The organism is Streptomyces collinus Tu 365 (genome assembly GCF_000444875.1).
Lineage (GTDB): Bacteria > Actinomycetota > Actinomycetes > Streptomycetales > Streptomycetaceae > Streptomyces > Streptomyces collinus_A.
Genome location: NC_021985.1, coordinates 1,024,982 through 1,036,541 on the forward strand (window position 1 = coordinate 1,024,982; position 11,560 = coordinate 1,036,541).

Consider the following 11,560-nt stretch of genomic DNA (forward strand, 5'->3'; position numbering starts at 1 on the left):
AGTCAGGGTCGTGAAGAGACCCGGACTGCCCCTTGTGGCATGGAAGAAGGGCGGCACCGCGTGCGCACCGTCGGAGTGGAAGAGGAACTCCTTCTCGTCGATCCGGAGAGCGGCGACCCGAAGGCGCTCGCCGCGCCCGTGCTGGCCCGCGCGGCCAAGGACGATCCGGCGCAGGACGTGTTCGAGAAGGAGCTGTTCGGGCAGATGCTGGAGTTCGCCACGCATCCGCAGTCGGACATGGAGGCCCTCGGCGAGGAGATCGTCCGCTGCCGCAAGGAGGCCGCCCGGCATGCGGGCGAGATCGGCTGCGCGGTGGTCGCCCTGGCCACCTCGCCCCTCGCGGTCAGTCCCTCGCTGAGCATGAACGAGCGCTACCGGTGGCTGGCCGAGCGGTACGGCGTGCCCACGTGGGAGCAGCTGGTGTGCGGCTGCCACGTCCATGTGTCGGTGGACTCGGACGAGGAGGGCATCGAGGTCCTGGACCGGATCCGGCCGTGGCTCGGGGTGCTCCGCGCGGTCAGCGCGAACTCCCCTTTCTGGCAGGGAAGGGACAGCGGGTACGCGAGCTACCGCAGCCGGGTGTGGAACCGCTGGCCGTCGGCCGGGCCGACCGAGCTGTTCGGGTCGGCCGAGCGCTACCACCGGCAGGTGGCGGACATGGTGGCCACCGGGGCCGTCCTGGACGAGGGGATGGTCTACTTCGACGCCCGGCTGTCCGCCCGCTACCCGACGGTGGAGATCCGGGTGGCGGACGTCTGCCTGAACGCGGAGACCGCCGTGCTGGTCGCGACGCTGTGCCGGGCGCTGGTGGAGACGGCGGCGCGGGACTGGCGGGCGGGGCGGCCCGCGCCGGACCCCGGTGTGAGCCTGCTGCGGCTCGCCGACTGGCAGGCGGCCCGGTTCGGCATCGAGGAGAACCTGCTCGACCCGGCGACGATGCGGCCGGTGGCCGCCGAGCGGGTGCTGCGCGCGCTGCTGGAGCACACCGCGGACGCGCTCACCGCGAACGGCGACGCGGAGCGGGCCGAGCAGGGCGTGCGGGCGCTGCTCAGGGACGGCAACGGCTCCCGGGCGCAGCGCCGGTTGATGGAGGAGACCGGCAGCCTGCGCGACGTCGTCCGGGCCTGCGTGCGGCACACGCAGGGCTGAGGGCGCGCCCCGGTCAGAGGATCAGCGCCAGGGCGTAGGCGAGGAAGCCGACGGCGAGCAGGAGCACGAGGAGGAGGATCAGGGTCAGCGGCGTCCAGGCCCAGCCGCGGCTGCGCATGTCGGGCTCGTGCGGCCCGGCCTCGGGCATGCTGCTCTCGGCGGGCGGGGTCTCACCGGGCGGGACACCGCCTCCGGGCTCGAGACCTGTGGTCCGTTCGGGATCGGGATCGGGATTGACGTAGCTCATGCGCTCCGAGTCCCCCGGACACGCCCAGATCATCAGCCGATCACGACTTGCCTGATCCTGGCCCCGAAACCGCTTCCCTGGGCTACATTCGAGCACCGCCGGCACCGAGCCGACCGGCGGAGTCACCCTCCGTAGACCACGGGAGCAGCGCATGCGCGACGTCGCCCTCGCTCCGGCAGCCGTACCCCCGCTGACCGGCGGACTCGCCGACACCGTCTTCTGGACCGCGGAGCGCAGCCCCACCCTCCCCCTGCTCGCCCACCGCGCCGACCCGGCGGCGAGCACCTGGCAGGAGGTGACGGCCGTGGAGCTGCGGGACGAGGTCGTCGACCTGGCCAAGGGGCTGATCGCCGCGGGAATCTCGCCCGGCCACCGGGTCGCCCTGATGGCCAGGACCCGTTACGAGTGGACGGTGTTCGCGCACGCGCTGTGGACCGTCGGCGCCGAGGTCGTGCCGATCCACCCGACGTCCTCGCGGGACCAGGTCGAGTGGATCCTGCGGGACGCGGGGTGCGTGGCCGTCGTGGTGGAGGACGAGCAGGGCGTCATGACCGTCGGCACGGTGTGCGCCGCGCTGCCCCGGCTCAAGCACGTCTGGCAGCTCGACTCGGACGCGCTGGCCCGGCTGGCCGAGCGGGGCGCGGTCGTCCCGCAGACCACGGTGGACTCGCTGCGCCGGATCGTGCTGCCGGACTCCACGGCCGTGATCGCCTACACCTCGGGCACCTCGGGGCGTCCGCTGGGCTGCGCGCTGAGCCACCGGGGCCTGGCCCACCCGTGTGACGTGCTGCTCGCCGGCTGGCGGCACACCGCGGCCCCGCCCGGCGAACAGCCGTCCGTCCTGGCCTTCCTGCCCTTCTCGCACGTGTACGGGCTCATGATCCAGCAGATCTGCCTGCGCGGCGGGATCCTGATGGGGCATGAGCCGGAGATGAGCGAGACGGCCCTCGCCTCCGCCCTGGCCACCTTCCGGCCGACCTATCTGTACGGCGTGCCGTCGGTGTTCGAGAAGCTGTACAAGACGTTCCTGCGGACCGCGCAGCAGTCCGGCCGGGGCGCCCTGTTCGAGCGGGCGGCGCAGACCGCGCGGGACTTCGCCGAGGCGGAGGAGCGCCGCAGGCTCGGCCTCGGTCCGGGCCCCGGGTTCGAACTGCGGGTGCAGCACGCCCTGTACGAGCGGACGGTGTACCGCAGGCTGCGGGGCGCGCTCGGCGGCCGCGCCGTGCGGGGCACCTCGGGCGGTTCCTCCCTCAACCGGGAACTGTCCCTGTTCTACGAGGGCATCGGGCTGTACATCCACGACGGCTACGGGCTGACCGAGACCTCGGGCGGGATCACCATGCAGCCGCTCGGGCGGGAGAAGTCCGGGACGGTGGGCCTGCCGCTGCCGGGCACCGAGGTCCAGGTCGCCGACGACGGGGAGATCCTGGTGCGCGGCCCGTCGGTGTTCCAGGGCTACATCAGCGACGAGCAGCGCACGCGGGCCACGCTGCGCGGCGGCTGGCTGGCCACCGGGGACATCGGGCGGCTGGACGCCGAGGGCTATCTGACGATCACCGGGCGCAAGAAGGACGTCATCGTCACCAGCGGCGGCAAGAGCGTGGCCCCGGCCGCGCTGGAGCAGCGGCTGCGCATGCATCCGCTGGTGCACCAGGCGGTGGTCGTCGGCGACGACCGGCCTTGTGTGGGCGCCCTGATCACCCTGGACCCGGACTTCCTCGCCCACTGGCGGACGGCCCTGGCGCTGCAGGGCGAGTCGGCGGGCCGGGAGGCGCGGGAGGAGAACGCGCTCAGGGAGGAGCTGGCGCGCGCCGTCGCCTCGGCGAACAGCGCGGTGTCCCGGGCCGAGTCCATCCGGGTCTACCGGGTCCTGCAGGAGCCGTTCGCCCCGGACAACGGGTTGCTGACCCCGTCCATGAAGCTGCGCCGGGACGCCATAGCGCGCCACTACGCCGCCGAGATCGACGCGATGTACGAGACGCGGCCGCGGACGGTGCGCCGCCCGGGGCCGGAGGACCCGGCCGACTGGGACGAGGCGGACAACGTCTTCCGCTGAGCGACACGGGTTCGGTGAGGGACGGATAACCGTGCCCCGGCAGGGGAACCCGCAGCTGTGCACTGATCGAGTAACGACGACCACCCTGGCCGGACGAGCCGCGAGCCGTCCGGCGGGGCCGGGGAATGTGAGATGGCGACGGAGCCGCGTTGGGACGAGACACCCCCGTCGGAGGAGAGGCACGAGCGGTCGTTCTCCTTCCCCGGCGAGCTGCGCAACGTCACGGGCGCGCGGCTCGCCGCCGAGCAGTTCCTGAGCGCTCTCGCCCGAGACGCGCCGCCCGGCACACCCGAGTACTGGGACGACATCCTGCTGGTGGTCACCGAGCTGGCCGCCAACGCGATCCAGTACGCGCCGGGGCCCTTCGACCTGCGTATGCGCCGCACCTTCGACGGGGTGCACGTGACGATGCGGGACACCAGCACGACGGAGCCCGCGCCGCGGCCGTTCCACCCGAGCGCGGGTGGCGGCGGCATCGGCTGGCACCTGGTGCACACGCTCTGCACGCAGGTGAGCGTCGTGGTGGACGACCGCGGCAAGGACATCCACGTGTTCCTGCCCTGGTGACCGGTGGTGACCGGCGACGGCTGCCCGGCGACCGGCACCCGCGCAGCCGTCGTCCGTGTGTGCGACGTGTAGGTGTGCGAGATCCGGTTACTCCGGGCTCTGCAAGGGGCATGCTCGGACCCACGCGTTCGTCTGCCTGTCGTACTCGGCTGGCGGGACGGCCCGGGGCACGGTGTTATCGATGTTGGTCGCAGCGATCCGGGGCATACGAACGGCGTCCTGTCGGACCGCCTGGAGCCGCAGAAAGGGATGGACACCGTGACACGACCCAGGATCCTGGTGGTGGGCGCCGGCTTCGCCGGAGTGGAGTGCGTCCGCCGTCTGGAGCGGAAACTCTCGCCCCTCGACGCGGACGTCACCCTGGTGACGCCGTTCGCCTACCAGCTCTACCTCCCCCTGCTCCCCCAGGTCGCCTCCGGCGTGCTCACGCCGCAGTCGATCGCCCTCTCGCTGCGCCGCAGCCGGAAGTACCGCACCCGGATCATCCCGGGCGGCGCGATCGGCGTGGACCTGAAGTCCAAGGTCTGCGTGGTCCGCACGATCACCGACAAGATCGTGAACGAGCGGTACGACTACATCGTGCTCGCGCCGGGCAGCGTGACCCGCACCTTCGACATCCCGGGGCTGACCGAGCACGCCTTCGGGATGAAGACCCTCGCGGAGGCCGCCTACGTCCGCGACCACGTCATCTCGCAGCTGGACCTCGCGGACGCGAGTGACGACCCGGCCGAACGGGCCGCGCGGCTGCAGTTCGTGGTGGTCGGCGGCGGCTACGCGGGCACCGAGACCGCGGCCTGTCTGCAGCGGCTCACGCACGCGGCCGTCAAGCGCTACCCGCGGCTCGACCCGAAGCTGATCCGCTGGCACCTCATCGACATCGCGCCCAAGCTCATGCCGGAGCTGGGCGACAAGCTCGGCCGCAGCGCGCAGGAGATCCTGGCACGGCGCGGCATCGAGGTGTCGCTGGGTGTGTCGATCGACAAGGCGGGCCCGGAGGAGGTCACCTTCACCGACGGCCGGGTGGTGCCGACCCACACCCTGATCTGGACGGCAGGTGTCGTCGCCAGCCCGCTGATCGCCACGCTCGGCGCCGAGACCGTCCGCGGCAGGCTCGCGGTCGACGCGGAGATGACCCTGCCCGGTCAGGACGGCGTCTTCGCGCTCGGCGACTCCGCTGCCGTGCCCGACCTGGCCAAGGGCCAGGAGGGGGCGATCTGCCCGCCCACCGCCCAGCACGCCATGCGCCAGGGCAGGGTGGTGGCCGACAACGTCATCGCGGCCCTGCGCAACCAGCCGCTGAGTCCCTACAAGCACAAGGACCTGGGGCTCGTCGTCGACCTCGGCGGCAAGGACGCCGTGTCCAAGCCGCTGGGCATCGAGCTGCGGGGCCTGCCGGCCCAGGCGGTGGCCCGCGGCTACCACTGGTCGGCGCTGCGCACCAACGTCGCCAAGGTGCGGGTCGCGACCAACTGGCTGCTGAACGCGGTGGCCGGCGACGACTTCGTGCGCACCGGCTTCCAGGCGCGCAAGCCCGCCCGGCTGAAGGACTTCGAGTACACCGACTCGTACCTGACCCAGGAACAGGTCAGGGCGCGGGTGGAGGGCCAGCCGGCCCTGGAGAGTCCCTGAGGTGAGCGGGGCGGCCTCGGAGCCGCCCACCGGTACAGGCACGGGAGAGAGCGCGGCGGTGTGAGGGAAGCGGTTCGGTCGGCGTGGTCGCGGACGTGGGACCGGCTCGCCGCGTTCGATCCCGGCCTGCTCAGGCTCACGGCGGGGCTGCGCACGGTGGTCGCCATCGCGCTCTCGCTCGCCGTGCTCGGCCTGCTGCGGGTCCCGGTGCCGCAGCTCGTCGCCGGCGCCATCGCGGCGATGGCCGCGACCTTCGCCGTCCGGGAGAAGCAGCCCGCCCAGCAGGCCGTCACCCTGGCGCTCGGCCTGCCCGTGGCGTTCGCCTCCGTGACACTGGCCGCGCTGCTGAGCCGGCACGTGGTGGCGGGCGACCTGTTCTTCGTCGCCCTGATCTTCTGCGCCGTCTACAGCCGCAGGTTCGGCGACCGCGGCACGGCCCTCGGCCTGATCGGTTTCCAGGTCTACTTCCTCTCCCTGTTCGTGCAGGCGGCCCCGCCGGTGCTGCCCGCCCTGTACGGCGTGCTGACGGTGGCTTTCCTGTCCAGCGCCACCGCACGGTTCGTGCTGCTGCCGCAGACCCCGGCGGGCATCCTGGACCGGCTGCGCCGCGCCTTCCGCGCTCGCCTCGGGCAGCTGGTCGCCACCCAGATCGAGCTGCTGGACGCCGGCCCCGACGACGTCGAGAAGGTGCTGGATGACCTGCGCACCGACACCGCCCGGCTGCACGAGACGGCGCTGCTGATCCAGGGCCGGCTGGCGGACGGCACCTCCGACGAGGCGACGGCCCGGCTGCTGCAGCGCCGTATCGCGGACGCCGAGATCACCGCCGAGCGGCTGGGACTGCTGCTGCTCACCGCCCGCAGCGCCGAACGCACCGACACCCTCACCCTGCACCTGCCGGGCGCCGGGCTCCCCTCGGGCCTCGAACTGCCGGTGCGGGAGGAGGCCACGACCGTACTGCGACGCGATCTGGAAGCGCTGCGCCTGCTGGTGCTGCGCCCGGCCGGGGAAGCCTCGGGCACGGCGCTCGCGCACCTGCGCAACCGGCTGCTCGGCTACCGCGACGAGGAGAACCTTCCTCTGGCCTCCCCGGCCGTGCAGGACGTCTTCCGGGGCCTGGGCGAGACGGCGCGCGCCGTGCTCGGGCTGCGGCTGGCGCTGGACGGCCCCCAGGACGAGTCCGACGACACCCCGGCCACGGCGCGCTCCCGCGAGGAGCTGGACGCCGAGGACGCGGCCATCGAGAGCGGCGAGGCCGAGGGCGACGAGCCCGGTGAGCCGGCGGCCCGCGGGCTGGAACGGCCCACCACGCGGGCCGCCGTCCAGGTGGCCGTGGGGTCGGCGCTCGCCATCGCGGGCGGTGAGCTGCTGTCCGCCCAGCGGTGGTACTGGGCGGTGCTGACCTGTTGGATCGTGTTCATCAACACCACGTCCACCGGGGAGATCCTGGTCAAGGGCTACCGGCGGCTGCTCGGTACGGTCCTCGGCGTGGTCGCGGGCATCCTGCTGGCCGGGCTGGTCGGGCACCACACCTGGACGGCGTTCGCGCTGGTGCTGCTGTTCGTCTTCGCGATGTTCTACACGGCGCCGCTGTCGTACACGCTGATGTCGTTCTTCGTCACCGCGATGCTCGGGCTGCTGTACACGCTGCTGAACACCTACAGCATGTCGGTGCTGGTGCTGCGGGTGGAGGAGACCGCCCTGGGCGCGGCCTGCGGGGTGATCGCGGCGGCGGTGGTGCTGCCGATCCGCACCGGCCGGCGCACCGACGAGCTTTTGGTGGCCGTCCTCGACAAGCTGGCGGACGTCACCCGGACCGCCGTGAACCAGCTCAGCGGCGGTGTGTCCGCGGATCTGGTCGACCGGGCGCGGGATCTGGACCAGGCGCTGGCCGACCTGCGGGCCGCGACCCAGCCGCTGACCCACCCGATCACGCCGCTGCGCTCGCGCCGCGACACCGTCCGGTACGTGGTGGCGCTGCTGGAGACCTGCGCGTACCACGGGCGTTCGCTGGCGGCGACGGCCGAACTGCTGCCCACGCATCCGTCGATCGCGGCGGACCCCCGGCTGCGGACCGCCTGCGGGCGGATCGTGCACAACATCGAGACGATCGCCGCGCACGTGCGCGATCCCCGGTCCACCGGGACCGTGGAGTCGGGTCCGAGCATCGCGTCGCTGCTGGAGCCGGGCTCCCTGCGCACTCCGCGCTACGGCCGGGTGACCGACCGGGTGCTGCGGCACCTGCAGCGTCTGGACGAGGCGGTCTCGGGACTGGCCCGGCCGCTCGGGGTGACCCCGGAGCGGCCGGATTCGTGACGTCTCCGCGGGTGGTGACGGGGCACCAGGCGGGGTGGAGGTGTCTCACACCCGGCGCCAGCGGGCGAGGGCGAAGGCGAACAGGCCGTAGAGCACGAGTCCGGCCGCGACGGCGCCCAGCAGCCCGGGTCCGGCCGGGGTGGCGGCGAACGCCCTGAGGGTGTCGTCCATCCCCTTGGCCCGCTCGGGGCTGAAGTCGACGGCCGCGCGGAACGCGAAGACGCCCGCGCCGACGAACACCAGAGCGCGGGCGACCCCGCCGCCGACGCCGGCCACGTCGACCACCCGGCGCACCCGCCGGGACATCTCACCGGTCTTCAGCTCCGCGTGGTAGGTGCGCCGCACCGCCTGCACGCCGAGCCAGACGCCGATGACGACGATGGTGGCGGCGGCCGCCGCCACGAGCCATTGTCCGGCGGGCAGCCGCATGAGCCGCGCGGTGACGTCCCGGGACTGGGTGTCGCTGGAGCGGCCGCGGCCGCCGGCGCCGGCCGCGAAGGCGAGCACCGACCAGGCGAAGAACGCGTAGAAGACGCAGCGCCCGGCGGAGAGCAGGCGCTTGCGCACGGTGTGGCCGTCCCGTTCGGCCGCGCCGAAGCAGGCCTCGGACAGCCGCCACAGAGCCATGCCCACGAGACCGATGCCCAGAGCCCACAGCAGGACCGACCCGTAGGGGTGGTCCGCGAGCTCGGCCAGGGCACCGCTGCGGTCGGCCTGCTGCTTGCGGTCGCCGAAGGCGACGCGCAGCGCGAGCAGACCGACGAGCACGTAGGTGAAGCCCCAGGCGAGCAGTCCGGCCCGGGCGGCCCAGCGGGTCGCGGTGGCGGTGCCCTCGGGCCGGCCGGCGAGGGCCGGCCGCCCCGTCGGGGCACTCGTGCCCACGCTCGTCACTCCCCCCGTTCGCGAGGGTTTCCGGGACTCGTCCTCATCCGGTGCTCCGCCTGGTCCGCCCGGGCTCGGTCACCGGGTGGTTCGGCCGCCTGGACGCTGCCCCAGCACCTCGTCCCGCACGCGGGCGCAGCTGCGGCTGATGAGCCGGGAGACGTGCATCTGGGAGATGCCCAGCTGGTCCGCGATGCGGCTCTGGGTCATGTCCTCGAAGTAGCGCATGTAGAGGATGGCCCGCTCGCGCTCGGGCAGCCGGCGCAGGCCCTCCTTGGCCGCCTCGCGGTCGACTACGACGTCGTAGGAGCCGTCCGCGGCGCCGAGTGTGTCGGCCAGGCTGTAGCCGTCCTCGCCGGAGGACAGCTCGGCGTCCAGCGAGAGGGTGCTGAAGCTCTCCAGTGCCTCCATGCCCGCGGCCACCTCCTCCTCGGTGAGGCCGGTGTGCTCGGCGATGGCGGCGGTGGTGGGTTCGGGAGTGCCCGGGTTCTGGGTGAGTTCCCGGCGGGCGACCCTCACCCGGTTGCGCAGTTCCTGCACCCGGCGGGGCACCCGCAGGGCCCACATGCGGTCCCGGAAGTGCCGCTTGACCTCGCCGGTGATGGTCGGCACCGCGTAACTCTCGAACGCGCCACGGGAGGGGTCGAACCGGTCGACGGCCTTCACCAGCCCCAGCGCGGCGACCTGGCGCAGGTCCTCGACGGATTCGCCGCGGTCACGGAAGCGGCCCGCGATCCGGTGGGCCATGGGCAGCCACGCGGTCACCAGTTCGTCCCGCAGCTCGTCCCGTTCGGGACCCTCCTCCAGCTCCGCCATGCGGGCGAAGAGGGCCATGGTGTCGGGGGCGTCGTCATGGGTGCGCCGCGCGGAGGCGGCGGAAGCGGTGTCGGGCGTGCCGGGACGGCTTGTCGACGTGTCGGTCAGCATGCGGAATCGCTCCTGAACGGTTGTCTCAGGGCGGAGACGGAACCAGGGGGTTCCGGGTCCTGGCCCGAACGGTGCTGTCAGGGTTCGCCGCGGGAATGTCACCGGGCCCGCCGGAAGAGGCGGCCTCGGCGGACTCGACTGTCCCGCTGGGCGCGCGCCTCCGGTCCGAAGCACGAGAGTCCGTCTGCCCACCCGCCGTGGCGGCAAACGCCGCGATACGGAACTTCGGGTACCGGTCTCAGCCCAGTGGTATCACGGCCGTGATCCGCTTGCCGCCGCGCGGCAGGCCGGCCACGCTGACGTCCCGGGCCAGCCGGCACACGATGGGCCAGCCCCGGCCGCCGAGCCGGGAGCGTCCGCTTTCGTCCACGGGGTCGTGGACCACCGGGACGTCGTCGCTGCGGTCGCAGACCGTGACGCTCACGGTGCCGGGGTCGACGTCGACGTCGAAGCCGGTGATCCCGCCGCCGTGCAGGATGGCGTTGGTGGTGAGTTCCGAGGTGACCAGCAGGGCGTCCTCGAGGGCGGTGTCGTCGCACGGGACGACGCGTGCGTCACGGCGTTCGGCGACCGCCTGCCGTACGGCTCTGCGGGCGTCGGCCGGCCGGCACGGCGGTGTCCGGCGGGCCTCCTTCAGACCGGCCGGGGCACGGTTCCCGTACGTCTCACGCATCCTTCCCTCCCTGGACGGCGCCGGTGGTTCCGGTGTCTCTGCCTTTCGGCTGACCCTTTCGGGCGCCTTCAAACACCGTCGGTGTCGCTGCCATCACCGGACGCGGGGCGGGTACCCGGACCCTATGACCGAAGTGGTGGACGCGGACGAGTTGTTGCGGCGCATCCGGCGGGGCCGGGACCGGGCGGCCGAGGAGGAGCGGGCCTGGCAGGAGCGGGCCCGGAGCCTGACGGCGACCGATCCGGACGGGGCACGGGAGGCGGCGGTGCGGGCGCTGGCCTTCGAGGCGGTGCAGCGCGCGCTGGAGGAGATCGTCGATCCGGGCGGAGCCGATCCGGGCGGGACGTCGCCTACGGGGCCCGGGGTGAAACAGGTCACCTGACCGGCACTCGATGGGGTGAATCCCGCCGAGATGGTTTATCGTTCATACATACGTGGTGACGGAGTCGACCGCAGTGGTCCTCCCTCTCCACCCTGTACGGCCCTGGCTGGTCTCCCCCGTCCAGCCAGGGCTTTTTCACGTCCTCGGCCGCTTCTCCGGCGCGCACCCGATCCTCACGAGGTGCCCGGGACGGCGGCAGCGGCTGAAATGGGCTTGGGGAAACACCCGAACCGCTGCCGGCGAGGAGTCCCGCGCCATGACCAAAGCGATAAAACTGCTGACCGCCCTGCCGCAGACCCAGCGCGAGCGGTTGATGGAGCTCGCCAAGGAGGTGTCCTTCCCGGAGGACACCCGGATCTTCGAGCCGGGCGGCACGGCCGACCGCTTCTGGGTGATCCGGTCGGGGGCGGTCCACCTGGACCAGCAGGTCACCTCACGGCAGCGGGTCACCGTGGCCACCCTGGGCGCCGGCGACATGCTCGGCTGGTCCTGGCTGTTCCCGCCCTACCAGTGGGACTTCGGCGCCGTGGCCTTCAGCAACGTACGGGCCTACGAGTTCGACGGGCCCTCGGTGCTCGCGCTGAGCGTGGAGGACCCGCTGCTCGGGCTGTCGCTGGTGCGCACGGTGGCCGAGATCCTCGCCCACCGGCTGGAGACGACCCGCGGCAAGCTGATGGACCAGTACGCGCTCCGCAGGCGCAGCGGCCCGCTCTAGGGCCGCCCTCCGGCCCG

The 11,560-nt window shown here is 72.9% G+C and carries 11 protein-coding genes; 7 read left to right on the plus strand and 4 right to left on the minus strand.

Features of this window, described 5'->3' with window-relative positions; all coding sequences use genetic code 11:
* The first annotated feature begins 60 nt into the window (after positions 1-60).
* Entirely contained in the window at positions 61-1,149 is a 1,089-nt protein-coding gene (locus tag B446_RS04085; RefSeq protein ID WP_020938144.1) for a glutamate--cysteine ligase, read from the plus strand.
* 13 nt (positions 1,150-1,162) lie between these two features.
* Here the strand turns inward: B446_RS04085 and B446_RS04090 are convergent, their stop codons facing one another.
* Positions 1,163-1,396, minus strand: coding sequence for a DUF6480 family protein (locus B446_RS04090; RefSeq protein WP_043477541.1), 234 nt, complete (start codon positions 1,394-1,396; stop codon positions 1,163-1,165).
* 151 nt (positions 1,397-1,547) lie between these two features.
* Here B446_RS04090 and B446_RS04095 point away from each other — a divergent pair, with 151 nt between their 5' ends.
* The 4 genes from B446_RS04095 (at position 1,548) to B446_RS04110 (ending at position 7,964) form a co-directional block, all read left to right on the plus strand.
* On the plus strand, positions 1,548-3,452 hold the full coding sequence (locus tag B446_RS04095) for an AMP-dependent synthetase/ligase (protein ID WP_020938146.1): 1,905 nt from the start codon (positions 1,548-1,550) through the stop codon (positions 3,450-3,452).
* A 132-nt stretch (positions 3,453-3,584) separates the two neighbouring features.
* Positions 3,585-4,019 (plus strand): ATP-binding protein, encoded by a 435-nt coding sequence (locus B446_RS04100; RefSeq protein WP_020938147.1) that lies wholly within the window; start codon positions 3,585-3,587, stop codon positions 4,017-4,019.
* Between the two features lie 249 nt (positions 4,020-4,268).
* Entirely contained in the window at positions 4,269-5,648 is a 1,380-nt protein-coding gene (locus tag B446_RS04105) for an NAD(P)/FAD-dependent oxidoreductase (protein WP_020938148.1), read from the plus strand.
* Between the two features lie 60 nt (positions 5,649-5,708).
* Positions 5,709-7,964 (plus strand): FUSC family protein, encoded by a 2,256-nt coding sequence (locus tag B446_RS04110; protein ID WP_020938149.1) that lies wholly within the window; start codon positions 5,709-5,711, stop codon positions 7,962-7,964.
* Between the two features lie 45 nt (positions 7,965-8,009).
* Here the strand turns inward: B446_RS04110 and B446_RS04115 are convergent, their stop codons facing one another.
* The 3 genes from B446_RS04115 to B446_RS04125 all read right to left on the minus strand — a co-directional run bounded on the left by B446_RS04115 (position 8,010) and on the right by B446_RS04125 (position 10,446).
* Positions 8,010-8,846 carry a DUF1206 domain-containing protein gene (locus tag B446_RS04115; RefSeq protein WP_020938150.1) on the minus strand — a complete coding sequence of 279 codons (837 nt, stop codon included), beginning with the start codon at positions 8,844-8,846 and terminating at the stop codon, positions 8,010-8,012.
* A gap of 78 nt (positions 8,847-8,924) precedes the next feature.
* Positions 8,925-9,773, minus strand: coding sequence for a SigB/SigF/SigG family RNA polymerase sigma factor (locus B446_RS04120; protein WP_020938151.1), 849 nt, complete (start codon positions 9,771-9,773; stop codon positions 8,925-8,927).
* 238 nt (positions 9,774-10,011) lie between these two features.
* Positions 10,012-10,446, minus strand: a complete 435-nt coding sequence (locus B446_RS04125) for an ATP-binding protein (RefSeq protein ID WP_020938152.1) — start codon at positions 10,444-10,446, stop codon at positions 10,012-10,014.
* A gap of 124 nt (positions 10,447-10,570) precedes the next feature.
* On the opposite strand from B446_RS04125, the gene B446_RS04130 reads away from it, so the two are divergent.
* The gene (locus B446_RS04130; RefSeq protein WP_020938153.1) at positions 10,571-10,828 is read left to right on the plus strand and encodes a hypothetical protein; all 258 of its coding nucleotides are present in this window, start codon (positions 10,571-10,573) and stop codon (positions 10,826-10,828) included.
* A gap of 256 nt (positions 10,829-11,084) precedes the next feature.
* Positions 11,085-11,543 carry a cyclic nucleotide-binding domain-containing protein gene (locus tag B446_RS04135; RefSeq protein WP_020938154.1) on the plus strand — a complete coding sequence of 153 codons (459 nt, stop codon included), beginning with the start codon at positions 11,085-11,087 and terminating at the stop codon, positions 11,541-11,543.
* Positions 11,544-11,560: the final 17 nt, after the last annotated feature.

What these genes read in the sequence shown, in the direction of transcription:
- B446_RS04090 (WP_043477541.1), bottom strand. Translation starts at nt 1,396, where the DNA reads ATGAGCTACGTCAATCCCGATCCCGATCCCGAACGGACCACAGGTCTC.
- B446_RS04095 (WP_020938146.1), top strand. Translation starts at nt 1,548, where the DNA reads ATGCGCGACGTCGCCCTCGCTCCGGCAGCCGTACCCCCGCTGACCGGC.
- B446_RS04100 (WP_020938147.1), top strand. Translation starts at nt 3,585, where the DNA reads ATGGCGACGGAGCCGCGTTGGGACGAGACACCCCCGTCGGAGGAGAGG.
- B446_RS04105 (WP_020938148.1), top strand. Translation starts at nt 4,269, where the DNA reads ATGGACACCGTGACACGACCCAGGATCCTGGTGGTGGGCGCCGGCTTC.
- B446_RS04120 (WP_020938151.1), bottom strand. Translation starts at nt 9,773, where the DNA reads ATGCTGACCGACACGTCGACAAGCCGTCCCGGCACGCCCGACACCGCT.
- B446_RS04125 (WP_020938152.1), bottom strand. Translation starts at nt 10,446, where the DNA reads ATGCGTGAGACGTACGGGAACCGTGCCCCGGCCGGTCTGAAGGAGGCC.
- B446_RS04130 (WP_020938153.1), top strand. Translation starts at nt 10,571, where the DNA reads ATGACCGAAGTGGTGGACGCGGACGAGTTGTTGCGGCGCATCCGGCGG.
- B446_RS04135 (WP_020938154.1), top strand. Translation starts at nt 11,085, where the DNA reads ATGACCAAAGCGATAAAACTGCTGACCGCCCTGCCGCAGACCCAGCGC.